This is a genomic window from Streptomyces sp. YPW6, assembly GCF_018866325.1.
Lineage (GTDB): Bacteria > Actinomycetota > Actinomycetes > Streptomycetales > Streptomycetaceae > Streptomyces.
The window spans coordinates 1,773,589-1,799,491 of sequence record NZ_CP076457.1; the positions used below are offsets into that span (position 1 = coordinate 1,773,589).

Consider the following 25,903-nt stretch of genomic DNA (forward strand, 5'->3'; position numbering starts at 1 on the left):
AGTTGCCGTAGTCACGCGGGGGCGGCCTGTGTCGTTTGACACGATCCGCCCCCGCGTTCATAACGTTTCGACAGAGAATTGACTCCGCACCGCCACCCGATGCATCCAGTCGGTGCCACTGCGCTCACATGAGCCCCGCCTTTTGACGGGGCTCGCTCTTTATGCCCGATTTATCTGAGGTCTGGGCCACTCGGAATCGATGATTCCGAGTGTTTGGAACGGGACCGGTCGCCGTGCTGCAATTCGACGAACTCCCCAGTAGTACGGCCCTGAACGAAATAATCCGGCACAACGTAGGTGCCGACGCCGAGAGGTTGTTGGTCGAGTGAGGCGAAGCAACGAGGGCTCCGCGGCGCAGCCCGAGCGGGGCAACTTCACCCCGCCGCCGCGCGCTGCGGCGTCCCCTGCGGATGTGTCCGACGCGGAGTCCCCGGGCGGCAGTACCAGCCGGCTGGCCCCGCGCAACTGGCGGGTGGCCACCCGGCTGAACGCGATCCTCCTGATCCCGGTGCTCGTCGGCCTGGTCATGGGCGGCTTCCAGGTGAAGGGCTCCATCGACACCTGGGGCGAGGCCCAGGAGGCCGAGAAGATCGCCGTCGTCGTGCGCGCCGCGTCCGACTACGGCCAGGCGCTGCTGAACGAGCGGGACCTCACCGCCGAGCCGCTGCTCTCGGGCGACCGTGACGCCGATGTGGTCGAGCAGACCCGGGCCACCACGGACGAGGCCGCGCAGAAGTTCGACGCCGCGGTGAAGGACATGCCGTCCAAGCCCGGCCTGGAACGCCGTCTGAAGCTCTTCAAGGGCGAGGAACCCAAGCTTCCGGAGCTGCGCAAGGCCGCCTACTCGCAGGCCCTGGACCCGGTGAAGACCGAAGAAGGCTACGTCCAGGTCCAGCACTCGCTGATGGAGTTCTCCAACGAGCTCGGCCTCGGTACCGGCAACATCACCAGCTACGGCCGCACCGTCTACGCGATCGAGCTCTCCAAGGCTGCAGAATCGCTTCAGCGCTCGATCGGCATGCACCTTCTGGTGCGCCCGAGCAAGAAGCCCGCCACCTACAACGACCAGGTCAAGGCCTTCGGTTCGTACAACTACCTGGAGCAGATCGCGCTGGGCGAGTTCAACTCCGGTGGTACCGAGGCCGACGTCGACCGCCTCAAGCAGGTCATGGCCGGCAAGGCCGCCGAGGGCGCCAAGCAGCTGAAGGCGGCCAAGGAGCAGGCCGAGGCCGCGGGCGAGCCCTTCGTGGCGCCGCCGAGCATCGACGGCTCGGTCTTCGACGGCATGGCCCGGGAGATCGGCAAGGGGCAGGACCCCTCGGAGCTGGCGGAGAAGGGCATCACGCCCGCGACCTGGATGGCCGCGGCGACCGCGAAGTTCGAGGGGTACGCCACCGTCGAGGACGAGCTGGTCAGCAAGGCCGTGGACGAGGCGGCGAAGATCTCCTCCGAAGCCAAGACCGACGCCATCGTCAACGGCCTCATCGTCGTCATCGCCCTGCTGGCCGCGTTCCTCCTGGCCGGGATCATGGCCCGCCAGATGAGCCGCTCGATGCGCCAGCTGCGTACCGCCGCCTTCGGCATCGCCGAGCAGCGTCTGCCCTCCCTCGTCGACCAGCTCTCGCGCACCGACCCGGGCCGGGTCGACACCCGGGTGCAGCCGATCCCGATCACCACGCAGGACGAGATCGGCGAGGTCGCCCGCGCCTTCGACCAGGTGCACCGCGAGGCCGTCCGGCTCGCCGCTGAGCAGGCCATGCTCCGGGGCAACGTCAACGCGATCTTCACGAACCTCTCGCGCCGCAACCAGTCGCTCATCGAGGGCCAGCTGACCCTCATCACCGACCTGGAGAACAACGAGGCCGACCCGGACCAGCTGGAGAGCCTCTTCAAGCTGGACCACCTGGCGACCCGTATGCGCCGCAACGGCGAGAACCTCCTCGTCCTCGCGGGCGAGGAGCCCGGACGGCGCTGGGACCAGCCGGTGCCGCTGGTGGACGTCCTGCGGGCCGCCTCCTCCGAGGTGGAGTCCTACGAGCGCATCGAGCTCTCCGGCGTCCCCGAGGCCGAGATCCACGGCCGGGCCGTCACCGACCTCGTGCACCTGCTCGCCGAGCTGCTGGAGAACGCCACCACGTTCTCCTCGCCGCAGACCAAGGTGAAGGTCACCGCGACCCGCCTGCCCGACGGCCGGGTCATGATCGAGATCCACGACAAGGGCATCGGCCTCACCGCCGAGGACTTCGCCGACATCAACCACAAGCTGGCCAACCCGCCGACCGTGGACGCCGCGGTGTCCCAGCGCATGGGCCTGTTCGTGGTCGGCCGGCTGGCCGACCGGCACGGGATCCGGGTGCAGCTGCGCCCGTCGGGCGAGCAGGCGGGGACCACCTCGCTGATCATGCTGCCGGACGTCATCACCCACGGTGGCGGTGGCGAACAGCAGGGCGGCCAGGACGACTTCACCGTCTCCTCGATCATCCCCGAGCAGCAGTCGGCCTTCGACGCGGCTCCGCAGCAGGCCCCGATGCGCACGGCGGCGGAGCTCGGCTTCGACGACTCGCGTTACGAGACCCCGGCGGATCCGAGTCAGCTGGACCCGGTCAACCGTTCGCTGATGCGCGAGGAGCGCAAGGCGGCCCTGGAGGCCCAGACGGGCGCCGGCGCCCCCTTCGCGGACGGCAACCGGGACCAGCAGGGCTACGCACCGGAGTCGTACGCGAGCCCCTCGTACGACGACCGGCAGCACGCGCAGCAGGGCTACGCCGAAGAGCAGTACGGCCAGGACCCGTACGGACAGCAGCCGTACCAGGGGTCGTACGAGCAGCAGCAGTACGGCACCGGGGACGGCTACCCGCAGCAGGACCAGCAGGCGCAGCGGCCGCAGGAGGGCTACCCGGAATCGGCATATGCCGTTCCGGACACCCGGCAGGATCAGTACGCCGACGCGTACACGGCCTCGACGGACCCGTCCCACCAGGATGACTGGCCTGTTCAGAGCGGTTTCCAGAATGGTTATGAGCCGATCGCTCAGGCCGAAGCGGAATCTGTTCCGAGCACGCCCGCAGAGCCCTCGGAGCGCGTAGGCTTCGACCGTCCGGGGCCCACCCCGAACGTCGGCCACGCGCTGACCGAAGCCGGTCTGCCGCGCCGCGGCGGTCAGCAGCACTGGCAGCCCGGCCCCGGCGGCCGCGGTAACGACCAGCCCGCTCCGGCGCAGCGGTCCCGCCCGCAGCAGGAACAGCGGCAGGACCCGCAGACGGACGGGGACGGCTCCGACGACTGGCGCTCGACGAACGACGAGCGCTGGGAGCGGGCCGAGAAGCTCCGTGAGCCGAAGGCGGGCGGAATCACCCCCTCCGGTCTCCCCCGGCGCGTACCCAAGGCCAACCTGGTCGAGGGCACGGCGGAGCAGACCCAGCAGGGCGGCCCACAGGTCTCCCGCGCCCCCGAGGACGTCCGCGGCAGGTTGAGCAACCTGCGGCGGGGGATCCAGCGGGGACGCAGCGCGGGTTCGGACACCAGTACTACCTACAACCAGGAGCGTTAGTGTGAGCCCGATGAGCCAGGCGGCGCAGAATCTCAACTGGTTGATCACCAATTTCGTGGACAACACCCCCGGGGTGTCGCACACGGTGGTGGTCTCCGCCGACGGACTCCTGCTGGCGATGTCCGAAGGTTTCCCGCGCGACCGCGCCGACCAGCTGGCGGCCGTCGCCTCCGGTCTGACGTCGCTGACCGCGGGCGCCTCGCGGATCTTCGAGGGCGGCGCCGTGAATCAGACTGTTGTGGAGATGGAGAGGGGATTCCTCTTCATCATGTCCATCTCCGACGGATCCTCGCTCGCCGTTCTGGCCCACCCGGACGCCGATATCGGTCTGGTTGGGTACGAAATGGCCCTTCTGGTGGACCGTGCGGGCAGTGTCCTGACTCCGGACCTTCGCGCCGAACTCCAGGGAAGTCTTCTTAACTAGTAGACAGACAGTGCGTTTCTCGCCACCGCACCATAAAGTGCGGTGGCGCGGCCCCACTGGGATCGGCGACCGGTAGTCGGAGGAGGAAACGTGGCAGCACCCACAGGCGGGCACTCATACAACGGTGACCAGAGGGTTCCGGGTGAGCACGGTGACAACCGTTTCGGTTTCCCCGCCGCCCCCGGTGGCCAGGGACCCGGGCAGTATCAGCCATATCAGCAGCAGGAGCACCGGCAGCAGGGCGCTTCCGGCGGCCCGGGGCCCGAGTGGCCCCAGCAGCAGCCGGGTTCGGGGTGGCCGCAGCAACCGCAGCAGCGGTACGACACCTCCCAGCAGCCGCGCGTTCAGCCGGTGCAGCAGCGGCGGGCCCCCGAGCCCGCGAAGCCTGCCGCGCACAACCCGCTGGTCCGTCCGTACGCCATGACCGGCGGCCGGACCCGACCGCGTTACCAGCTCGCCATCGAGGCGCTGGTCAGCACGACGGCCGATCCGGCCCGGCTGCAAGGGCAGTTGCCCGAGCATCAGCGGATCTGCCGGCTCTGCATCGAGATCAAGTCGGTGGCCGAGATCTCGGCCCTTCTCTCGATCCCCCTCGGCGTTGCCCGGATCCTCGTCGCCGACCTGGCCGAGGCCGGACTCGTCGCTATCCATCAGCCCGGCGGCGACGAGGCCGCCGGCGGCCAGCCAGATGTGACACTGCTCGAAAGGGTGCTCAGTGGACTTCGCAAGCTCTAGCGGCGGAGCGGCCCGCTCCACTACCTCGGCGAAGATCGTGGTGGCAGGGGGCTTCGGCGTGGGTAAGACCACGTTTGTCGGTGCCGTCTCGGAGATCAACCCGCTGCGCACCGAAGCCGTGATGACGTCCGCCTCGGCGGGCATCGACGATCTGACCCACACCGGGGACAAGACCACCACCACGGTGGCCATGGACTTCGGACGTATCACGCTCGACCAGGACCTGATCCTGTACCTCTTCGGCACGCCCGGACAGGACCGCTTCTGGTTCATGTGGGACGACCTGGTCCGCGGAGCCATCGGCGCCGTCGTCCTCGTCGACACCCGCCGACTCGCCGACTGCTTCCCCGCGGTCGACTACTTCGAGAACAGCGGCCTCCCCTTCGTCATCGCCCTCAACGGCTTCGACGGACACCAGCCCTACACCCCCGACGAGGTCCGCGAAGCACTCCAGATCGGACCGGACACCCCGATCCTGACGACGGACGCCCGCCACCGCGCCGACGCCAAGAGCGCGCTCATCACGCTGGTCGAGCACGCCCTGATGGCACGCCTGCGCTAGAAGGTGTCGCGTCGGACGGGGCCTGTCCGGCCCCGACCGGCGCGCACCCCCGGCACACCGCCGGCCGGACGGTACGCGAAGGGCCCCGCACTCCTCGGGAGTGCGGGGCCCTTCGCGTACCGTCCGGCCGGGCCGGTCAGCCCTGCCAGCTGTGCGGGGCGCGGAAGCCCGGCGTGCGCTCCAGGCGGCGCCAGCCGGCGGTGTCACGGCCACGGCGGGCGGGGGCGGCCGGCTGGGCGGCGGCACGGGCCATCAGGACGGCGGTGATGGCCGCCAGCTCCTCGGGGGCCGCGTGGCCCTTCTCGACGCGCAGGACGGACTCGGCGGGGGTGAGGCTCATGGTGGGTGTCTCCGTCTTCTCGGCAGGCTGTCGTGGACCGGGCGGCGGATCGCGCCGCCGCGCGACTACTGCGGCGGGTTGCCGTGCTTGCGGGACGGCAGGTCGGCGTGCTTGGTGCGGAGCATGGCGAGCGAGGCGATGAGCACCTCGCGGGTCTCGGCGGGGTCGATGACGTCGTCGACGAGGCCGCGCTCGGCCGCGTAATAGGGATGCATCAGCTCCGCCTTGTACTCCTTGACCATGCGGGTCCGCATGGCCTCGGGGTCCTCGGCCTCCGCGATCTGCCTGCGGAAGATGACGTTGGCGGCGCCCTCGGCGCCCATCACCGCGATCTCGTTGGTGGGCCAGGCGTAGGTCAGGTCGGCCCCGATGGACTGGGAGTCCATGACGATGTACGCACCTCCGTAGGCCTTGCGCAGGATCAGGCTGATCCGCGGCACGGTGGCGTTGCAGTAGGCGTACAGGAGCTTGGCGCCGTGGCGGATGATCCCACCGTGCTCCTGGTCGACGCCCGGCAGGAAGCCGGGAACGTCCAGCAGGGTGATGATCGGGATGTTGAACGCGTCGCACATCTGCACGAAGCGGGCGGCCTTCTCCGACGCCTCGATGTCCAGGACACCGGCCAGCGACTGCGGCTGGTTCGCCACGATCCCCACGACCTGCCCGTCCATCCGGGCCAGGGCGCAGACGATGTTGCGGGCCCAGCGCTCGTGGATCTCCAGGTAGTCGCCGTCGTCGACGAGTTCCTCGATCACCTTGTGCATGTCGTAGGGGCGGTTCCCGTCGGCCGGGACCAGGTCCAGCAGGACGTCGCCGCGCCGGTCGGCGGGGTCGTCGCTGGGAGCGGCCGGGGGGTTCTCGCGGTTGTTGGAGGGGAGCATCCCGATGAGGTAGCGGACCTCGGCGATGCAGGTCTCCTCGTCGTCATACGCGAAGTGCGCCACGCCCGAGGTCTCCGCGTGCACGTCCGCGCCGCCCAGGCCGTTCTGGGTGATCTCCTCACCGGTGACCGCCTTGACGACGTCCGGGCCGGTGATGAACATCTGCGAGGTATCACGGACCATGAACACGAAGTCCGTCAGCGCCGGACTGTACGCGGCGCCGCCGGCGCACGGGCCGAGCATCACGCTGATCTGCGGGATCACACCCGAAGCACGCGTGTTGCGCTGGAAGATGCCCCCGTACCCGGCCAGAGCGGAAACGCCCTCCTGGATACGGGCGCCGGCGCCGTCGTTCAGCGACACCAGCGGAGCGCCCGCCGAGATGGCCATGTCCATGATCTTGTGGATCTTCGTCGCGTGGGCCTCGCCCAGCGCCCCGCCGAAGATCCGGAAGTCGTGCGCGTACACGAAGACCGTCCGGCCCTCGACCGTGCCCCAGCCCGTGATCACACCATCGGTGTAGGGCTTCTTCGCCTCCAGACCGAACCCGGTGGCCCGGTGCCGGCGCAACTGCTCGACCTCCTTGAACGAACCCTCGTCCAGCAGCAGCCCGATCCGCTCCCGCGCGGTCAGCTTCCCCTTGGCATGCTGCGCCTCGGTCGCCTTCTCGCTCGGTCCGCGCCGCGCCTGCTCGCGCAGGGCCAGCAGTTCGGCCACCCGGCCACGGGCGTCGGTCGGCTCACCCTGGGTTTCGTCCACAACGGTCATGCATCGACCCTACGAACCCCGACCCAGAAAACTCGCCGTCGACTCCGTACAGTCTCCTGCCCGGTTTCGTGGTGGGAGTGAACAGAACCATACGGCCGTGCGCGCGATCCACCAGCGAAACGCCGACTCCGGTTGTGGAGACTCCACAAGTGAAGGGTGTGGGGTGGGCCACACGCCCGTGAGGGGGCCCGAAGGCCCCCTCAGTATGGCGCAGTACGGTCCCCCGTCGTTCGCCGCGCCCCGGGAAGTGCTCCGAGCGGAGGTCAGCCTCCGCAGTGGAAGCGGGCGCTGCCCCAGTCCGCGTGGTCGTTGCCGTTGCCGTCGCCGCCGTCCTGGACGACCAGCTCGACGTACGCCGCGCCGGTGACGTCGGCGGTGAGCTTCCAGGCGGGGTCGGCCGCCCCCAGTACGGGCGACGCCGCCTTCTGCGTACCGTCGGCGGTGACCGAGAACCGCACGCTGCCCCGGGTCGTCTGGACGTCGTCCACCCCCACGTCGGCGGTGAAGGAGGTGCACTTCCCGCCCAGGTAGTAGCGGATCTTCGCCGGGGCGTGCGTACCCAGGCCCTTGTCGTGGACGACGCCGCCGATCGTCAGGGGCCCGCCGTCCCCGGTCCCGGTCTCCCCGTTGGACCGGTCGCGCTCGACCGGCCCCCAGCCGTTCTGGGAGGCGGTCCAGTCGAGGTCGCTCGCCCAGCTGTCCTTCGTGGGCGGCGGCGGAAGCGTGCGGACGGAGGTCTTCGCGCCGAGCGTACGGCCGGCGCCCCCGACGGTGTACGTGGCCTCCGCCTCCAGCGTGTACGCGGTGTAGGGGGCGTCCACCGGAGGGGTGACCCGCCAGCTGCCGGTGACCTTCGCGCCCGGGGCGACCGAGTCGAAGGCGACCGGGCCCGCCGGCTCGGCCTGCCACCCCTCGGGCACGGCCAGTGCGAGCTTCACCCCCGTGGCGGCGCTCGTCTCGTCGTTGCCGAAGGTCGCCTTCACGGTGTTCGGAGCTCCCGGCTCCAGGGTCTCCGCGTCGGCGGCCACCCCGAGGGTGCCGCAGACGGCCTCCTCGCCCGCCGGGGCGGGGCCGAGGTCCGTGACGGTGAAGTTGTCGAGCACGAAGTCCGCGCCCTCGGGTGCTCCCGGGAGCTTGCGCAGCCCGGTCCAGGTGTCGCCGCAGCCCGCGGTCAGGGTCCGGCTGAACCGTCCGGTGGTGCGCTGCTGCCCGATCGGGGTGGCCCGGGTCTCGGTCGAGGCGGCCTTGCCGCCGGCGAGCCGGTCGTAGCCCTCGACCCAGCTGTAGGCCCCGGCGTGGCTGGACTGGTAGGCGAACTCGACGCGGTACCGGTGGCCGTCCCGCATCGGGACGGTCCAGGGCGCGGTGCGGTAGACGAGCCCGGTGTTCTCCTCGTGGGACTTCAGGGACTCCTTCCCGCCGAGCACGTCGTCGATGAGCTTCCCGTTCCAGCCGGACTGGGTGTACGGGTCGTTCAGCTGGGAGATGTGGGTGCGGGGGTCGGTCGAGCCGCCCGCGTCGCCCTTGAGGAAGGGGCCCCAGCCCTGGTCGACGGCCTCGAAGTCCTCGTGGGCCACGGTGCCGGGCCGGGTGGCGGGGGCGTTCGCGACGATCCGTACGTCATCGGCGCGGACCTTCGCCGTGCTGCCCGCCGCCGCCTCGATGCGCAGGGTGGTGCGGCCGTTCGCGGGGGCGGTGAAGTTGACCTTGGCGCGCTGGAAGAAGGTGCCGTGCCAGTCGGACGCGGCGACCTGGTCCTTGGCGGTGGAGCGCTCGACGGCGACCGACTTCCCGCCGGCGCTCAGGGTGGTGCGGCGGCTCCTGCCGGGCTCGACCTCGATCAGGGCGGATGCGGTGTAGCGCTCGCCGGGCCGGAGGCCGGTGACGGTCTGGGAGAGCGCGGCGGTGGACGTGCCGGAGAGTTCGGCGCTGTTGCGACCCCGGCCGTCGGTGTCGCGGACGGCGGTGCCGGTCGTCGTCCAGCCCTTCAGGTGCTGGTCGTTGAAGCCCGGGTCGGCGAGCCCGGTCCCCTTGCCCCAGTGGGCCGAGGTGTCCTTCGGGGCCCGGCCGGGGTAGAGGACGTACGCCTGTCCGGCGGTGGCGGTGAGCGTGATCCTGCCGCCGGAGGGGCGGACGGTGGAGACCTTCTCGCGGCCGTTGTCGGTCAGCTTGTAGAGCGTGTACGCGCCCCTGCCGGGCACCTCCCAGGTGCTGGTCCCGCCGTTCTGGCTGTAGTGGTAGAGCTTCCTGCCGCCGTCCCAGGGGAGCAGGTAGTCGGTGCCGCTGAGCACCTTGCGGCCCCGCTCGTAGAAGGTCCGCTCACCGTCCTCGACCGTGCCGCGCACCCCGCCGGTGAAGGTGATGTCGTTGCCGTCCCAGCGGGTGATCCGCTGCTGCTGGAGGTACTTGGCGGGGAGGTTCTTCTGCCAGATGTTGGCGGTGAAGGCGTTCCAGTCGGTCTCGCCGGTCCAGCCCTCGAACTCCTCCAGGGCGCTCTGGCCGAGGACGGGATGGTCGTTCCAGACGTCCTTCTCGCCGTTGCGGATGAACCGGATGATCTGCGAGTTGAGGCCCTTGTTGGTGGCGCCTCCGTAGTTGAGGTCGTTGGCCCAGTGCGACCAGAGCGAGGCGCGTTCGAACTTGTCGGCCCACTCGGTGCCGACGGTCCAGCCCTGCTTCTGCACGGCCTGGATCGTCTTGTCGGCGATCCAGCCGTGGCTGTAGTAGACGTCGATGTAGAGGAAGTCGAGGTTCTCGTCGGTCTCGTCGCGCAGCTGCTGGAAACGCTCGGCCAGATCGCCGCTGTTGATGTCGCGGCGCTGGTCGATGTAGTAGCTCTGGTTGAGCCAGTTCCAGCCGGGCCTGGCCTTGTCGACGAGCTGCTCGGAGAAGGCCTTGGCCTCCGGGTAGGACTCGGTGGCGTTGACGTGGACGCCGAAGTCCGCGCCCCACTTCCCGCCTTCCTTGAGCAGGGTGTTCAGGTCCTTGAGCCCGCCCGCGCGCTTGTTGTAGTTGCCGCCGTAGTCCGGGTGGGCCGAGTCGTGGCCCTCGGAGCCGTACCCCTTGAGGACGGCGAGCTGGCCGAGGCCGTCGGTGGCCTTCGAGATCCGCTTGACGTCGTCCAGGGTGCGCAGGAAGGGGTGGGTGGCCTGGCTGGCGAAGTTGAACGGGATGTGGGTGACGACCCGCTTCGCGGTGTCCTCGCTGCCGGGCGCGGTGACGCCGATGGAGCGGAAGGCGATCGCCCCGTCCTGCCAGTCGACGGCCTGGTCCCCGTTGGCGTCCGGGGTGACGACGACCTTGGCCCAGGGCAGGTGGTCGCCGCTCTCGGGCTGGGGCGCGCCCTCGCCCCGGTAGGTCCACTGGCCGGACCAGGCGGCGACGCGGACGCCGCCGCCCTCCTCGGCGCGCGCCTGGTGCCAGAAGCGGGCGTCGTCGCCGCCGGTGGTCCCGGAGGGCTTGTCGTACGAGGAGTTGGACTCGATGGCCGCGGCGAGCGAGCCGGTGTTGAGGATCGCGTAACTGGCCCCGACGGGAGCGGAGTCGGGCTTGGTCTCCCCGGTGACCTCGGCGAAGACGTCGGCGGTGCGGGTGGAGTCCGGGTCGAGCGTCGTGAACGCGGTGGCGGCACCGGGCTCGGTGGACCCGACGGAGATCAGGTCGTGCCCGGGGATGTCGATGGTCCCGACCCGGAAGGCGGGCGTGTCGCGGACGGCGGTCACCTTGAAGGTGGTCGCCCGCCCGGAGACGGTGAGCGAGGCGTCGATCTCGACGCCCGGCAGGGAGGCGAAGACGAGGGTGTAGCGGGCTGCGGAGCCGGTGACCTTCGGTGCGCGCTTGAGCTTCACCGGGTGGGCGGTCCCGTTGAGGGTGACGGCGGTGACCGGCCGGGTGGAGCCGAGCAGGCGCTTGCCGCTCGCCCGGTCGGTGTACGACAGGACGCGCGGGAAGTCGTCGGCGACGGCGACGGCGAGCCGGGCGGACCGGATCACGGCGGTTCCGTCCGCCTCCGCCGCTGCGGCCGGGTCGGAGGGTGAGGGAGCGGCGGCCGCGGCGGGGAGGGCTGCCCCCACGAGCGCCAAAACGGCTGCGGAGGCCGCGGCGACCAGGCCGGGGCGAGGGAATCTTGGCGACATGGCCCTTGAGTAGTCCTCGTGTCCGGACACCGTCAACGAACTTCGGGCCCGGGGGCCGACTCCGTCCAACAACCCCGGTGCGTTAGTCCAAGTCGAAGGCGGGCGGTCGGGCTCACGGCCCCGTTCACCTCTTGGCCGGGAGTGGCCCTCTCCGGTCACCGTACGCGCCCGCTCGGTTCCGCCAAGTACCCTTTCGATGCGTCGAGTTGTGAAGACTCCGACATTATGAGAGCGCTCTCAGTCACATGTGTTGACGGCCGTGCCCGGCCTCGCGAGAGTGGTGCGCACCGCAGGCGCCCCCACGGTTCCCGATCCTCCCCGCAGCACCCCCCACCCCCCGCCTGCGCCCCCCACCATCTCGGGAGTTCCCTCGTGATTTCACGCCGAATGTTCCTGACCGGCGCCGCCGCATCGGCCGCGGCGCTGACGTACCCCGCCTGGGGCACCGCACTGAGCCCCCGCGCGTCGGCGGCTCCGGCGACCTGTGAACTGGCCCTGGAGAACACGTCGTTGCCGGGCACCGTGCACGCGTACGTCACCGGCCGCGAGCTGGGGACCGACCGCTGGGCGCTGCTGAAGCCGGACGGCGGCCTGTACCGCCCCGACTCCCCCGGCGCCCCGCAGACCCCGCTGCCCGTCGACTGCGCCATCCCGCTCAAGGGCGCGGGAGCCGGCCCGGTCGTCCTGACCCTGCCGCAGATGTACGGGGCGCGGGTCTACTTCGTCCGTGACGACAAGCTGGACTTCTTCCTCAACCCGGGCCCGTCCCTGGTGGAGCCGGCCTTCGCGACGCCGACGGACCCGAACTACGGGCGGACCTGGGCGTTCGCCGAGTTCACCTTCAACACCGAGCAGCTGTACTCCAACATCAGCTACGTGGACCTGATCACCGCACTGCCGATCGGCATCACGCTGGAGGGGGACGGCACCCACACCGTGGCCCCGCACCCGGAGGGCGCGGTGGAGCGGATCGCGGAGGACCTCACCGCCCAGGCGGCGGCCGACGGACAGCCCTGGGACCAGCTGATCACGCGCGGCGACGACGGCAGGGTGCTGCGGGTCGTCTCGCCGCAGAACATCATGGCCCCCTTCTTCGACCGGCCGGACGAGATGCCGTTCCGGGGCCTGTTCGAGGCGCAGATCGACGAGGTGTGGGAGAAGTACCGCTCCGAGGACCTGCGTATCGACCTCCAGGGCGGCCGGGGCACACGGGCGGGCCGGGTCAGCGGGGACGTCCTGACCTTCGAGGGGGGCCACACCTTCACCAGGCCGGAGACGAAGGACGTCTTCACCTGCAACCACGGGCCGTTCACCAACGACCCGGGCGACTCCGACGACAAGAAGGCGATCCTGGCCCGGCTGGCGGCGGGCTTCAACCGTTCGATCATGCTGAGCCACCCGAGCCAGCCGAACGGCACGACGGCGGCGGACTACTACCGGACCGCGGTCACCAACCACTGGTCCCGGGTGGTCCACGCGAACAGCCCGATCGGCTACGCGTTCCCGTACGACGACGTGCTCCCGGACGGTGAGCCGGACGTCTCGGGCGCGGCGCACGACGGGAACCCGCGCCGCTTCACGGTGAGCGTGGGCTCCTGAGACCCGTCCGCCAGGTCCGCGCGTGCCCCCGCCCGTCCGGCGGGGGCACGCGCACGCCGGCTCCGGAGCCCTTCACCGCCACAGGGAGCCGATAACTCATCAATTGACACGATGCATGGCGTTCTTGACTTCACCGCACCGCCCCGGGACGGTGCCGTATGCGAACGAACCGCCCCTTCGGCCGCCCCTTCGGCGGACCCCTCCGCCGACTCCCCCGCCGGCTGCTCACCGCGGCCGCCGCCGGACTCCTGCTGACCGCCGCACCCCCGGCGCACGCCGACCCCGCCCCGCCACCGTCACCCGCCCCGCAGGCCTCGGGCGCGCAGGGCCTGCGGGCGTTCCAGCAGAGCTACGGCCTGCCCCCGACCGGCCGGGTGGACATCACCACCGCCCAGTTGCTCAGATCCGCCCCGGACAGCGAGCTGCGGAGGTTCTTCGCCGCCCCGTCCGACCTCGGCCCGGAACAGCTCGCCCACGCCAGAACCGTCATCGGCGTCGGCAAGGGGGCGGAGCTCACGGAGGAGGCGCAGGTCATCGCGCTGATGACCGCGATGCAGGAGTCGAAGTTCGTCAATTACACATCGCCGGTCGACCACGACTCGCTCGGCGTCTTCCAGCAGCGCCCCAGCATGGGCTGGGGCACTGCGGCGCAGATCACGCACGTACCGACCGCGTCCGCGTCCTTCTACGGGCTGCCCTCACCCAGCGCCAACCCGGGACTGCTCCAGATCGACGGCTGGGAGTCGATGGAGCCGGGCGAAGCGTGCCAGGCGGTCCAGCGGTCCGCGCATCCGGACCGGTACGCGCAGTGGGAGGACTTCGCCCGGGACCTGCTGGCACAGGAGGGCCCGGACGCCGATCCGGTCCGGTGAGCGCGTCCGCGCGATCCCGCGAGCAGGCCGACGAGGCGGTCCCGGCGCGGACCGGGCCCCGGGCGCGACGAGCGCGCCGCGCACACCCCCGGACAGAGGAAGGTTGAACTTTGAACAAGACGGAGTTACAGTCAATCTCGTTGAAGGTTAAACAACCTCCACGCACACGTCCCCGAGGAGGAGCCATGGCTCTGTTCAACCGCAAGTCGACCGCCACCGCCCGGACCGCCGTCGCCGAGGCCCCCGCGGTGGACCCGGCACTCGCCGCCCTGACCGGCGCGTACACCGTGGACCCGGCACACAGCAGCATCGGCTTCACGGTGCGCCACGCGATGGTCACCAACGTGCGCGGCTCCTTCGGTGAGCACGAGGGCACCCTGGTGCTGGACGGCACGGACCCGTCGAACTCCTCCGCCTCCATCGACGTGAAGATCGCCAGCGTGGACACCGGCATCGCCGACCGCGACGGGCACCTGGTCAGCGGCGACTTCTTCGACGCCGAGACGTTCCCGCTCATGACGTTCCGCTCGACGCAGGCCGAGCAGCTGGGCGGCGAGGCGTACCGGATCACCGGGGACCTCACCATCAAGGACGTCACGCGCCCCCTCTCCATCGACCTGGAGTTCAACGGCTCCGCCACCGACGTCTACGGCAACGAGCGCGTCGGCTTCGAGGGCAGCGCCGACATCCTGCGCTCCGACTGGGGCCTGACCTGGAACGCGGCACTGGAGACCGGCGGCGTGATGGTCAGCGACAAGGTGAAGCTGACCTTCGACATCTCCGCGATCAAGGCCACCCCGGCAGCCTGACCCCCTCCGTACGCACACGCGCAGCGCCCCGTCCCGGAAGATCCGGGAGCGGGGCGCCGCGCGTGTGCGTACGGACGCCGGCCGACTACTTCGCGACGTTCTCCGCGAACAGCGGGACGACCTTCTCCAGCGCGTACGAGACGGACAGGATCGAGTCCGTGGCGAACGCCTGCGAGATGCCCTGGTCGTCGAAGACGATGGCGTTGCCCGCCTTCACCGACGGGACGGCCTGATACAGCGGGTCGTCGCTGATGTCCGTGGCCGGGATGCCGATCGGGGTCATGACCGTCAGATCGGCGTCGAGCAGGTCCAGGTTCTCCTTGGACACGGACACGGAGAAGCCCTCGCCGGCCTGGGCCTCCGCCTTCGGGTTGTTCGTGAAGCCGAGACGCTCGACGAAGTCGATGCGCCCGGTGCCACCGACGTAGACACCGAAGCCCTCGGAGGTGCGCGAGCCGACCGTGATGGTCTTGTCCTTGAACTCCGGGTGGGCCTTCGCGGCGGCCTCGAACTTCTTCTCCGTCTCCGCGATCAGCTCCTCGCCCTTCTCCGGTACGCCCATGGCGGCCGCGATCATCGTGGTCTGCTGCTCCCACGAGATCTTGTACTGGTCGCCGCCCTTCGGCACGCCCACGGTCGGGGCGATCTTCTTCAGGGTGTCGTAGCGGGTCCGGTCGCCGCTGGACTTGGTGTCCAGGATCAGGTCGGGCTGGAGGGAGGCGATCTTCTCGAACTCCGGCTCCAGTGTGCCGATGAGTTCGGGCTTCTTGTCGTACATGCCCTTGGCCCACGGGCCGACGCCCTCGCCGCCGAACGGCAGCCAGTCGCTGGCCCCGACCGGCTGGCCGCCGAGCGCCAGCACGGTCTCGGCGTCACCCCAGCCGAGCGCGACGATGCGCTGGGGCCGCTGGTCGACGGTGACCTCACCGAACTTGGTCGCCACCTGAGCGGGGAACGCCCCTTCGGACGCGCCTCCGGAGGCGGAGGAGGACGCGGAGCTGTCGGAGTCGTCCGACGAGCCGCAGGCCGAGAGGCCGACGAGAAGGGCGGCGACGGCACCGGCCAGGAGGACGGGGGCGCGGCGGGCGCGGAAAGCGGAAGCGTTCATGTCTATTAGGTTAGCCTCACCTAACGACAACGCTGCCATCGGGGCGACCCCGGCGGCCGGGACAGCAGGACGCCCGGGTGTCCGCTCCCGTGCGCCCAGGGCCTGCTTCCCCGTACGTACGAGGCTCAGTCAGCCGGATCCTTCACGTGATGGCGGCCCAGCGGCACGACCATCGGGGTGGCCGACGCCGGGTCCTCGATCACCGAGCAGCGCATCCCGAAGACCTCGCCGACCAGCTCCGCCGTCACGATGTCGACCGGCCGGCCCTCGGCGACGATCCGCCCCGCCCTCATCGCGATCATGTGGTCGGCGTACCGGCAGGCCAGGTTCAGGTCGTGCAGCACCGCCACCATGGTGACGCCGCGCTCACGGTTGAGGTCGGTGAGCAGGTCGAGGACGTCGAGCTGGTGGCTGGCGTCGAGGAAGGTCGTCGGTTCGTCGAGCAGCAGGATGTCGGTGCGCTGGGCGAGCGCCATCGCGATCCACACCCGCTGGCGCTGGCCGCCGGACAGCTCGTCCACCGACCGGTCGGCGAGTTCGAGGACGTCGGTCGACAGCAGCGCCTGCGCGACCGCCCGGTCGTCCTCCGCGCTCCAGCGGCGGAACCAGCCCTGGTGCGGGTAGCGGCCGCGCCCGACCAGGTCGGAGACGGTGATGCCCTCCGGGGCGGTGGGGCCCTGCGGCAGGATGCCGAGCACGGAGGCGACCTCCTTGGTCGGCATCTCCTGGATGGACCGGCCGTCCAGGAGCACCGCCCCGGCGGAGGGGACCAGCAGCCGGGCCATCGCCCGCAGCAGGGTCGACTTCCCGCAGGCGTTGGGGCCGACGATGACCGTGATCTTCCCGGGCGGCACGGCCACGCTCAGACCGGGGACGATCTCGCGTTCGCCGTAGCCGAGCCGGACGTCCCGGGCTTCCAGAGTGTGTTCGGCCACGACAGGGCGCCCTTCTTCGTCGTCTTCTCGATACGTCGCCACGTCCCGCGGCTTCTCGTCCCGAGGCTTCTCGTCTTGGAACTTCTCCACGTCAGCCCCCGCTGCCGACGCGGTTGGCGCGGGCCAGGAGCAGGAGCAGGTACGGGGCCCCGATGATGCTGGTGACCACGCCCACGGGCAGCTGCACCGGGAACAGGTGCTGCGCCGCGAAGTCCGCGACCAGGACGATCAGCGCCCCGGCCAGGGCGGCCTGCGGCAGCGCCGCACCCCGGCCCGGGACCAGCCGACGGGCGATCGGTGCGGCGACGAACGCCACGAACCCGACGGGCCCGGCGGCGGCCGTGGCGACCCCGGCGAGCGCGGTCGCGCAGGCCAGCAGCGCGAGCCGGCCGCTCTCGACCTTCGCGCCGAGCCCGGCGGCGGCGTCGTCCCCGAGCTGGAGGGGGCGCAGCGCGTGGGCGGCGAGAACGGTCAGCGGTACGAGCGGGCCGAGGGCGACGAGGAGCGGCCACACCTGGTTCCAGGAGCGGCCGTTGAGGCTGCCCGCGAGCCAGCGGAAGGCTTCCTGCGCGTCGGTGACCTCGGAGCGGGCCATCGCGTACCAGACGATGCTGGAGAGCCCCATGCCGACGCCGATACCGACGAGGACGAGGCGCTGTCCGGCGATGCCCTGACGCCAGGCGAGCAGATAGATGGCGGCTCCGGCGACCAGGGATCCGGTGAGGGCGCTCGCGGAGAGGGCGAGTCCGCTGACCTGGAAGAGCAGGGCGGCGGTGACGGCGACCGCGCCGGCGCCGGCGCTGATGCCGATGAGGTCGGGGCTGGCGAGGGGGTTGCGCAGCACGGTCTGGAAGACGCCTCCGGAGAGTCCGAACGCGACGCCGACGAGGATCGCGAGGAGGGCGCGGGGCAGCCGCAGTTCCAGCACGACGAACCGCGATCCGCCGTCTCCGCCGCCGAACAGGGTGGCGACGACCTTCCCGATGGGTATCGCCATGTCGCCGAAGCCGAGCGAGAGCCCGAACGCGACGAGGGTGGCGGCCAGCAGTCCGGCCCCGACGAGGACGGAGCGGCGCAGGCCCCGGCCGCGTACGGCGGAGATCCGGCGAACGGCGTCGGCGAGGCGCGCGTCGTCCCCGCCCGGGGCGTTCTCGGCGACGGCGGGTGCCCGGCTCACAGTTCCACCAGCTTCCTGCGCCGGACCAGCCAGATGAAGGGGATGCAGCCGATCGCGGCTGTGATGACGCCGACCTGCACCTCGCCGGGGCGGGCGATCACCCGGCCGACGATGTCGGCGACGAGGAGCATGACCGGGGCGAGCACCATGCTGTACGGGAGCACCCAGCGGTAGTCGGGTCCGGTGATGAGGCGGGCGGCGTGCGGTACGGCGAGCCCGACGAAGCCGATGGGCCCGGCGACGACGGTGGCCGCGCCGCAGAGGATCACCACGGCGAGGGCGGACACCATGCGGATCGCCCCGACGCGCTGGCCGAGGCCGCGGGCGAGGTCGTCGCCGAGGGAGAGGGCGTTGAGCTGCGGGCCGAGGGCCAGGGCGAGGACGGTGCCGAGGAGGATGAACGGCGAGACCTGCCACAGCACCTCGGAGCTGCGGGCGGTCAGCGCACCGAGCTGCCAGAACCGGAACTGGTCGTAGCTGCCGCGGTCCTGGAGCAGGATCGCGCTGGTGACCGAGGTGAGGACGGCAGCGGTCGCGGCCCCGGCGAGCGCCAGCTTCACCGGCGTCGCGCCTTCCCGCCCGAGCGAGCCGACCCCGTACACGAGGAGGGCGGCGAGCAGCGCCCCGAGGAAGCCGAACCAGATGAACTGAGGGGCGGCGGTGAACCCGAGCAGGGTGATCGAGCAGACGACAGCCACGGACGCGCCGGCGTTGATGCCGAGGAGCTGGGGGTCGGCGAGGGGGTTGCGGGCGACGCCCTGCATCACCGCGCCCGCCAGGCCGAGTGCCGAACCGGCCAGCAGCCCGGCGACGGTGCGCGGGATGCGGACCTCCTGGACGATGAGCTGGCCCTTGACGGCCGTGTCCGGGTCGAGGACGCCGTCGACGACATCGCGGAAGGGCACATCGCCCGAGCCGATGGCGAGGCTGGCGACGGCGGTGAGGAACAGCACGGCGAGGGCGGCGAGCAGCCCGAGGGCGAGCACGGGCCGGCTGCGCTTGCGCCGCGCTTCCTTGCCGCCGCCGGGCCGTTTCTCCGTCTCCTGGAGGACCGAGCCGCTCACGACCCGGACGCCGGGGCAGCCGGAATGCGGTGGTGCACTGTTCCTCGTTCCTCACGCTGGTACGTCGGCGCCGGGGACACCCCTGGGTACGGGAGCCCCCTGGGTAAGGGAGCCCCTCGTCACCGGCCCGCCCGAGCACTGAGGGGGGCCGGTCCACCCGCCCGGACAGGGAACATGGCCGGCCCATCCCCGGACGGGACACCCGAGGGGGCCCAAAGTAAGGTCACCCTAACAGCGCCTGCCGGCACGGCGCGCTGCCGCATCCCACGAGCCCCGGAGCACCGCCTTGCCGTACGCCGCCGCCCCCGTCACCCCCGCCACCGATCTGCCGGCCGGGGCCGTGCCCCTGGGCTCGGCGGACGAACTGCGCGAGCTTCTGGGCACCCCGCACCCGATCGTCATCGACAAGGTCCACGACCGGCTCACCGACGACGACCTGGACCTGCTGGCCCGCTCACCGTTCTGCACCCTGGCCACATCGGACGCGGACGGCAACTGCGACGCGACCCCGCGCGGCGACACCCCCGGCTTCACCCATGTCCTGGACCGGGGCACGATCGCGCTGCCCGACCGCCCGGGCAACCGCCGCGCGGACAGCTTCCACAACATCCTGTCGAACCCGCGCGTGGGCCTGCTCTACCTGATACCGGGCGCGATGGACGTCCTGCGCGTCAACGGCCGCGCCCGCATCCTCACGGACGCCCCGTTCTTCGACGCTCTGACCCTGAAGGGCCAGCGCCCGAAGCTCGCCCTGGTCGTCGAGATCGACGAGATCTTCCGCCACTGCCCGGCGTCGCTGAAGCGGTCGGGGGTGTGGGCGCCTCAGACGTGGGAGGGTGCGGGGGCGGAAGCCACGGGGTGACCGGTCGGCGGTCCGCTGTCACTGGCGTGTGAAGCGCTCCCTGGTGGCACAGACGTTGTCGAGATCGGCGACACAGAGGGAGCGCCCCTCGTCGATGACGCTGAGGTCGACTTGGCACTCGCCCTCGGTGCCTCCTGGAAGCCTCACCGAAATAAGGCTCCCTTCGGAGGCTTCCGGTGAGGTTTCCATGGATTCACCCCGGTCGTCCAAGACGACGTAGAACGACCAACGCCCCGCACCTCCGCCGCCGCAACTCTCGTCGTCGGAGTCGGAGAAGCCGCTGGTCCTGACTTCACGGTCGGCGAGAAAACGGATCGAATCACCTTCCGAGGTTTTCCACGAACCCACCAGCTCACTTCGGTCGATCGGATGCAGGGTCTCCGATCCGCAGCCGGCACAGAAAAGCAGCACCGACGACATGAGCGACATCGAGGATATAGCGAATCTTTTGCGCACGGATTCCACCTTTATCTTGCCCTCCCGGCAGCGCGCGGCCTCACACGGCAGCGAGACCACTCACGATCCCCTTCCGGCAGCGCCCAGCGCCCCTGAAGCGGTCGGGAGTGCGGGCGCCTCAGACCTGGGCCGGGCAGAAGACCGCATCAGCGGAGAGTGAGGACAACTACGGCGGCCAGGCCGATGATAACGAGCCAGATGACGGAACGGAGCGGTACGCCCCACCCGGCGATACGCGTCGGACGGGCTCCGTTCCCCTCGGGGGCCCGATGCAGGGAGAACGGCTCTGACCAGAGATAGGCCAAGAATCCCGAGCCGAGCAGAAGCGACGCCGACAGCCAGTGCCCCGGGCTGGGCGCACGCGTTCTCTCGCGTCCGACCATGGCGACCACACAGACCGCGAGAACCGCCAGGGTCGCCCACTTGAGCCATGCCACCGCGATGAACCGCCAGTACAGAACCGGCACGACAAGCGAGACTCCGCCCAGCCTCGCCAGCGGGTCCCGCATATCGAAATTCACCTCCCCGGCGTAGGCGCCGAGGCGCTGCCGGAGCACTTCCACGTACGCGTCGGAGCTGCTCCGCGCCTCGGGAAGAGAGGAAAAGCGGTGAAGGTACGCCTTCTCCCCCAAGTAGCCGGTCGTCCACCGAACCTGAACCTCGCTCGGGGACAGGTAGATGACATGAACCGACGAGACGCGTTTCTCCCGGACGTCATGCTGGAGCTCTGCTGGACCGGAATCTGCGGGAAAGACGTTGGACGCCCCGCTCAGCACCCCCGCCAGCACGAGCAGCATCGCGGACAGGCGCAGGACACGGCTCCACACCGAGCCCAGCACGGGCAGGCGAACGGACCGTGGGCCGTGGAGCCCCTGCCCTGCACTCCCTGCCACTGACCCACCGTCACAGTCCAGTAGTAACTCTGATGCAGCGTGCCCATGCCCTTGCCTTGCCCGATGTCCGGAAACACATGGGTCAGGAACTCGACGCCGGTCTCACGATAGGCAGCGAAGGCAACCGTGAAAGTTTTTTCCTTTTTGTTATTGCTGGAAGATATTTTGCGCCGAATCCCCTGAAGCAGTTCAAGGCTGTGCTTGTTCCCCGCCAACTGCTGAGTGAGCAGGCTCCCCGCACCGAAAGTCCGGTTTCCGCCCTTCCCGTTGAGCCATTCGTTGAGCAGGTCATTCCAGGTAGCGGTGAACTGCTGTTGATCGGGAACGACGAGTCGGGCTCGCCGCTGTTGTCCCCCGGTCGGCACCTGCCGTTCCCCGGGTCCAGGCAGGTGCCGGTCGGGTCGGAGTTCCTGGCCGGCGTAGCTGTAGCCGTTGAGCGTCTGGTGCTTGTCGATTTCGAGCAGCGGGTCGACGCTGATGAACTGACCAGTTCCTGGATCGTACTCGCGGGCGCCGATGTGGGTCAGGCCCGTTGCCGAGTCCGCCGGCTTACCCAGGAACACCTTGTCGTCCGGCCAGGAAGCCGGCTTGGTGCCGCGCGGAGCACCGAACGGTGTGCTGTAGCGCTTGGTGACGGCCTGGGTGGTGGCGTCGGTGGCGATGCTGCTGGTGCCGTGGTGGTCGGCGGCCAGGAAGCTGAGCTTGGTGCCGGCCGTGCCCGAGGTGGCCGTGCGGACGGCGAGCGTCTGACCGGCGGCGCTGTAGTAGCGGGTGCCGGTGACCTTCTTCGTTGTGCCCTTGACGGTGAGACGCACTTCGGCCGCTCCCCCGCCGACCGCGCCGCTCCGCAGCAGGTTTCCGGAGGGACGTTCACGCTCCGGCGGGAACGCCCCTCCGCCCGCTCGGACGTCAGGCGGCCTGCGGCGCGCGCCGCATCACCCACAGCGTCGGGCCGCCGCCCGGCAGCGCCGCCTCGCCCAGCACCGTGAAGCCGAAGTGCTCGTAGAACGGCAGGTTGTCCGGCTTGGAGGACTCCAGGTAGACCGGCAGGCCCGCCGCGTCCGCCTTGGCCAGTCCGGAACGCAGCAGCGCCGCTCCATGGCCCTGGCCCCGGGCGGCCGGGTCCGCGCCGACGACCGCGAGATACCAGTGCGGCTCCTTGGGGCCCTGCTCGGCGGCCGCCGCGACCGCGTCCCGGAAGAGCGGCGCCCGGTCACCGAGGATGTCCTCCAGCTCCGCGACCGTCTCGGCGTCGGGCACGGTCTTCTCCTGCCCCTCCGGCGTGACCCAGAACGCGGCCGCCGACGCGGTGCGCTCGCACACTCCGTGGCGGCCGTACTGGCGGGTGAAGATCGTCGTGAAGTAGCGGACCAGGTCCGGCTCGCGCGCGGCCCCGCCGGGGAGGAACCACTCCATCATCGGGTCGTCGGCGAAGGCGCGGGCCAGGGTGAGGCTGATCTCCGGGGCGTCGTCGAGCGTGGCCGGCCGCGGAGTGTTCGTTATCGACATACGGGTCATTCTGCACGTTGATGATCTTGAGCGGGGAGGCGGCCTCAGCCTGAACGCCGATGCCTGGATACCAGTGTCCGGATATCGGTGTCCGGAAATCGGTGCACCGTCCCTCTCCGGCTCCGGCCCGCGCATGCCGCGGGGATAGCCTCGCGCGATGGACCGACGACTGGCCGCGTACGCGGTGTGCATCAAGGACCGCCGTGTACTGCTCGCCCTGGCCGTGAGCCCGGACGGCGACCGCACCTGAACCCTCCCGGGCGGCGGGGTCGAGCATGCGGAGGACCCGTTCGACGCCGTGATCAGGGAGGTCGCCGAGGAGACCGGGCTGCGGGCCGTGGTCGAGCGCCTGCTCGGCGTGGACTCACGGGTGGTCCCGGCGGGCGAGCGCCGACGGCCCGGCTCGCCCGCGTTGCAGAACGTCGGTGTCTCCTACGGTGTCCGCGTCACCGGCGGCACACTCCGGCCCGAACCGAACGGCGACACCGCGGAGGCCGTGTGGACCCCGCTGTCCGAGGTCTCGCGCCTGCGCCGGTCGTCCCTGGTGGACATCGGGATCACGCTGGCACAGAGCCTCCCGCCCACCGGCCACGTGGACCCCGTCCCGGTCGGCGGGCTCGTCCGGCACTGACCCCCAGCCCGTCCGGCACTGACCCGTCCGACCGGCTTCGTCAGCCCCGCAGGGGCAGTTTCGTCCCGACGGCCCCTACCAGCGGCGCTGCCGACGTCGCCAGCGCCGCGATCACCACGACCAGGACCGGACGAGCCCACCGAGAGGCCCGCGAACGTCTTGGCCTGGCGCACCTCGGGATCCCGGTCGGCGCTACCCTCGAACCCCTCGCCGCCGTACCAGTCGTACCGCCGCATCTTCGCCCCCGCCTCGATCGGTTCTGCGTACGGGCGGCGCCCGGCCCGGCCGGCCACCTCCGTCCGTGGGCGGCGGGCCGCTCCCGTTCAAGCCGAGGGGTTCCTCCGCGCGCCGCGACGGCATGCGGAGGAACCCCTCGGTCCATCGGTCCTGCTCAGGCCTTGTGCTGCATCGACGACCGGGCCGGGTTGCCCTGCTCGCCCGCCTTCGGGTCCTTCTCGCCCGCCTTCGCGCGGACGCCCTCCTCGATGCGCTTGCCGATCTTGCTGTCGATGTTCGACCAGTACTGGAACGCCCGCTGGAGGACCGGCTCGGTCACCCCGTTCAGCAGGTGGCCGACCACGTTGTCCACCAGCCGGTCCCGGGCCGCGTCGTCCAGGACCTCGCGGACCATCGTGCCCGCCTGCCCCCAGTCGTCGTCCTCCGCGTGGTCGACGTAGGCGGCCCGGGTGATGTCCCCGTCGGCGTACCAGCTCGGCGGCGCACCGTAGCGTGCCGTGTCGGCCTCCGGGCCGCCCTTGGAGTTCGGGGCGTAGACCGGGTCGGTGGTCTTCCGGTACGCCATCGCCCCGTCCTTGGAGTACGTGTGCACCGGGGCGACGGGGGCGTTGACCGGAAGCTGCTGGTAGTTGCCGCCGATGCGGTGGCGGTGCGCGTCCGCGTAGGAGAACAGCCGCGCCAGGAGCATCCGGTCCGGGCTCGGGCCGATGCCGGGCACGAAGTTGTTCGGCTGGAAGGCCGCCTGCTCGATCTCGGCGTGGTTGTCCGTGGGGTTGCGGTCCAGCGTCATCCGGCCGACCTCCATCAGCGGGTAGTCGCCGTGCGGCCACACCTTGGTCAGGTCGAACGGGTTGAAGCGGTAGTCCTTGGCGTCCTCGAACGGCATGATCTGGACCTTCAGCGTCCAGCTCGGGAAGTCGCCGTCCCGGATGTGCTCGAAGAGATCACGCGTGTGGTAGTCCGTGTCGGCCGCCGCCATCTGGTCGGCCTCGTGCTGGGTGAACGTCTCGATGCCCTGGTCGGTCTTGAAGTGGTACTTCACCCAGAACCGCCGGCCCTCGGCATTGATCCACATGTACGTGTGCGAGGTGTAGCCGTTCATGTGACGCCAGGTGCGCGGGATGCCCCGGTCGCCCATCAGCCAGGTGACCTGGTGGGCCGATTCCGGCGAGAGGGTCCAGAAGTCCCACTGCATGTCGTGGTCACGGAGGTTGTTGTCCGCCCGGCGTTTCTGGGACCGGATGAAGTGCTGGAACTTCATCGGGTCCTTCACGAAGAACACGGGGGTGTTGTTGCCCACCATGTCGTAGTTGCCTTCGCTGGTGTAGAACTTCACCGCGAAGCCGCGCGGGTCCCGCCAGGTGTCCGGGCTGCCGCGCTCGCCCGCGACGGTGGAGAACCGGATGACCAGGTCGGTCGTGGTGCCGGGCTGGAAGAGCGCGGCCTTCGTGTACGCGGAGACGTCCTGGGTCACCTCGAACTTCCCGAAGGCGCCGCTGCCCTTGGCGTGCGGCTGGCGTTCGGGGATGCGTTCGCGGTTGAACTGGGCCATCTGCTCGATCAGGTAGGAGTCCTGGAGCAGGATCGGCCCGCCCGGGCCGACGGTGAGCGAATGCTCGTCGCTCTCCACCGGGGCACCGGAGTCGGAGGTGGTCGGCTTACGGGTCGTGTCCGTCATGTCCTCGTGTCCTCGTGTCGGTCGTGTCCTCGTGTCGGTCGTGCGCGGGCGCAGAGGCCTCGGCTCTCTGGTCCACGGCTGCCCTGTCGCGCCTCTGCCAATGTAGGCATATGCGGACGAATCGTCCCGTCGAGCCGTCGCGGCCGTACGGGTCAGCGGGCCCGGTTCCCCGTGAGCAGGCGGTAGACAGCGAGCACGATCACCGAACCGACGACGGCGGCGATCCACGTCGACAGGCTGAAGAAGCCGTCGATCGAGTCGACCCCGAAGATCACCTTGCCGAGCCAGCCGCCGAGTAGCCCGCCGACGATCCCGATCACCATCGTGATCAGACAGCCTCCCGGGTCCTTGCCCGGCATCAGCGCCTTGGCGATGGCACCCGCGAGCAGGCCGATGAGGATCCAGGCGATGATGCTCACAGAAATCTCCCTTTGCGTTGCCGAGGCCCGGCGCCCTCGTGACACCGGGACCCTCCGCGTATCCCCGTAACCGGGGCTCACACATCCGCCGGGGCCCGGCCATCACCCCGAGGTCCGTCATTCGCCGGTCTCTGTTACGCCGGACGGGCGCGGGAGGCGGACTGACGCAGGCGCCCGGCCGGCACGGGCGACGGTCCGGCGCGGGCGACGGTCCGGCGCGGGAGGCGGACGGGCGCGGGAGGAGAACGGGCTCCGGCC

Annotated in this window: 20 protein-coding genes and 2 pseudogenes; 9 read left to right on the forward strand and 13 right to left on the reverse strand. The window is 70.5% G+C overall.

Features of this window, described 5'->3' with window-relative positions:
• Positions 1 to 325 precede the first annotated feature (325 nt).
• From KME66_RS07725 to KME66_RS07740, 4 genes are all read left to right on the forward strand, one after another.
• Positions 326 to 3,550, forward strand: a complete 3,225-nt coding sequence (locus KME66_RS07725; RefSeq protein ID WP_216320411.1) for a nitrate- and nitrite sensing domain-containing protein — start codon at positions 326 to 328, stop codon at positions 3,548 to 3,550.
• A gap of 10 nt (positions 3,551 to 3,560) precedes the next feature.
• On the forward strand, positions 3,561 to 3,974 hold the full coding sequence (locus KME66_RS07730; RefSeq protein WP_006127847.1) for a roadblock/LC7 domain-containing protein: 414 nt from the start codon (positions 3,561 to 3,563) through the stop codon (positions 3,972 to 3,974).
• Between the two features lie 90 nt (positions 3,975 to 4,064).
• Positions 4,065 to 4,709, forward strand: coding sequence for a DUF742 domain-containing protein (locus KME66_RS07735; protein WP_073213982.1), 645 nt, complete (start codon positions 4,065 to 4,067; stop codon positions 4,707 to 4,709).
• Positions 4,690 to 5,271, forward strand: a complete 582-nt coding sequence (locus tag KME66_RS07740) for an ATP/GTP-binding protein (protein WP_014048542.1) — start codon at positions 4,690 to 4,692, stop codon at positions 5,269 to 5,271. Before KME66_RS07735 ends, KME66_RS07740 begins: the two co-directional genes overlap by 20 nt.
• A gap of 136 nt (positions 5,272 to 5,407) precedes the next feature.
• Here KME66_RS07740 and KME66_RS07745 read toward each other — a convergent pair whose 3' ends face one another.
• From KME66_RS07745 to KME66_RS07755, 3 genes are all read right to left on the reverse strand, one after another.
• Positions 5,408 to 5,611, reverse strand: a complete 204-nt coding sequence (locus KME66_RS07745; RefSeq protein ID WP_073213985.1) for an acyl-CoA carboxylase subunit epsilon — start codon at positions 5,609 to 5,611, stop codon at positions 5,408 to 5,410.
• 65 nt (positions 5,612 to 5,676) lie between these two features.
• Complete coding sequence (locus tag KME66_RS07750; RefSeq protein WP_216320414.1) at positions 5,677 to 7,260, reverse strand: acyl-CoA carboxylase subunit beta; 1,584 nt, start codon at positions 7,258 to 7,260, stop codon at positions 5,677 to 5,679.
• A gap of 263 nt (positions 7,261 to 7,523) precedes the next feature.
• Positions 7,524 to 11,396: an endo-alpha-N-acetylgalactosaminidase family protein gene (locus KME66_RS07755; protein WP_216320416.1), complete on the reverse strand. Its 3,873-nt coding sequence runs from the start codon at positions 11,394 to 11,396 to the stop codon at positions 7,524 to 7,526.
• A 387-nt stretch (positions 11,397 to 11,783) separates the two neighbouring features.
• Here KME66_RS07755 and KME66_RS07760 point away from each other — a divergent pair, with 387 nt between their 5' ends.
• The 3 genes from KME66_RS07760 to KME66_RS07770 all read left to right on the forward strand — a co-directional run bounded on the left by KME66_RS07760 (position 11,784) and on the right by KME66_RS07770 (position 14,676).
• A complete protein-coding gene (locus KME66_RS07760) occupies positions 11,784 to 12,995 on the forward strand; it encodes a glycoside hydrolase family 64 protein (RefSeq protein WP_216329143.1) in 1,212 nt (403 codons plus the stop codon).
• A 158-nt stretch (positions 12,996 to 13,153) separates the two neighbouring features.
• On the forward strand, positions 13,154 to 13,867 hold the full coding sequence (locus KME66_RS07765; protein ID WP_216320418.1) for a peptidoglycan-binding domain-containing protein: 714 nt from the start codon (positions 13,154 to 13,156) through the stop codon (positions 13,865 to 13,867).
• A 185-nt stretch (positions 13,868 to 14,052) separates the two neighbouring features.
• Entirely contained in the window at positions 14,053 to 14,676 is a 624-nt protein-coding gene (locus tag KME66_RS07770; protein ID WP_073213998.1) for a YceI family protein, read from the forward strand.
• Positions 14,677 to 14,761: 85 nt separating this feature from the next.
• On the opposite strand, the gene KME66_RS07775 is transcribed toward KME66_RS07770, so the two are convergent.
• The 4 genes from KME66_RS07775 to KME66_RS07790 form a co-directional block, all read right to left on the reverse strand.
• On the reverse strand, positions 14,762 to 15,784 hold the full coding sequence (locus tag KME66_RS07775; protein WP_073214001.1) for an iron-siderophore ABC transporter substrate-binding protein: 1,023 nt from the start codon (positions 15,782 to 15,784) through the stop codon (positions 14,762 to 14,764).
• A 125-nt stretch (positions 15,785 to 15,909) separates the two neighbouring features.
• Entirely contained in the window at positions 15,910 to 16,719 is an 810-nt protein-coding gene (locus KME66_RS07780) for an ABC transporter ATP-binding protein (RefSeq protein WP_253208255.1), read from the reverse strand.
• A 91-nt stretch (positions 16,720 to 16,810) separates the two neighbouring features.
• On the reverse strand, positions 16,811 to 17,896 hold the full coding sequence (locus tag KME66_RS07785) for an iron chelate uptake ABC transporter family permease subunit (protein WP_216320424.1): 1,086 nt from the start codon (positions 17,894 to 17,896) through the stop codon (positions 16,811 to 16,813).
• Positions 17,893 to 18,960 carry an iron ABC transporter permease gene (locus KME66_RS07790; protein ID WP_216320428.1) on the reverse strand — a complete coding sequence of 356 codons (1,068 nt, stop codon included), beginning with the start codon at positions 18,958 to 18,960 and terminating at the stop codon, positions 17,893 to 17,895. Before KME66_RS07790 ends, KME66_RS07785 begins: the two co-directional genes overlap by 4 nt.
• 286 nt (positions 18,961 to 19,246) lie before the next feature.
• Between KME66_RS07790 and KME66_RS07795 the strand changes: the two genes are divergently transcribed.
• Entirely contained in the window at positions 19,247 to 19,822 is a 576-nt protein-coding gene (locus KME66_RS07795) for an MSMEG_1061 family FMN-dependent PPOX-type flavoprotein (protein WP_216320431.1), read from the forward strand.
• Between the two features lie 18 nt (positions 19,823 to 19,840).
• Here KME66_RS07795 and KME66_RS07800 read toward each other — a convergent pair whose 3' ends face one another.
• From KME66_RS07800 to KME66_RS07815, 4 genes and pseudogenes are all read right to left on the reverse strand, one after another.
• Complete coding sequence (locus KME66_RS07800) at positions 19,841 to 20,278, reverse strand: hypothetical protein (protein WP_216320434.1); 438 nt, start codon at positions 20,276 to 20,278, stop codon at positions 19,841 to 19,843.
• Between the two features lie 146 nt (positions 20,279 to 20,424).
• Positions 20,425 to 21,075, reverse strand: coding sequence for a hypothetical protein (locus KME66_RS07805; RefSeq protein ID WP_216320437.1), 651 nt, complete (start codon positions 21,073 to 21,075; stop codon positions 20,425 to 20,427).
• A 487-nt stretch (positions 21,076 to 21,562) separates the two neighbouring features.
• Positions 21,563 to 21,989: pseudogene (locus KME66_RS33840) on the reverse strand (RHS repeat-associated core domain-containing protein); the annotation flags it as partial.
• A 91-nt stretch (positions 21,990 to 22,080) separates the two neighbouring features.
• A complete protein-coding gene (locus KME66_RS07815) occupies positions 22,081 to 22,689 on the reverse strand; it encodes a GNAT family N-acetyltransferase (RefSeq protein ID WP_216320440.1) in 609 nt (202 codons plus the stop codon).
• A 148-nt stretch (positions 22,690 to 22,837) separates the two neighbouring features.
• On the opposite strand from KME66_RS07815, the pseudogene KME66_RS07820 reads away from it, so the two are divergent.
• Positions 22,838 to 23,311 (forward strand): annotated as a pseudogene (locus KME66_RS07820) (NUDIX hydrolase).
• Positions 23,312 to 23,702: 391 nt separating this feature from the next.
• On the opposite strand, the gene KME66_RS07825 reads toward KME66_RS07820, so the two are convergent.
• A complete protein-coding gene (locus tag KME66_RS07825; protein ID WP_216320442.1) occupies positions 23,703 to 25,226 on the reverse strand; it encodes a catalase in 1,524 nt (507 codons plus the stop codon).
• Positions 25,227 to 25,378: 152 nt separating this feature from the next.
• Positions 25,379 to 25,645 (reverse strand): GlsB/YeaQ/YmgE family stress response membrane protein, encoded by a 267-nt coding sequence (locus tag KME66_RS07830; RefSeq protein ID WP_073214019.1) that lies wholly within the window; start codon positions 25,643 to 25,645, stop codon positions 25,379 to 25,381.
• Between the last annotated feature and the right edge of the window lie 258 nt (positions 25,646 to 25,903).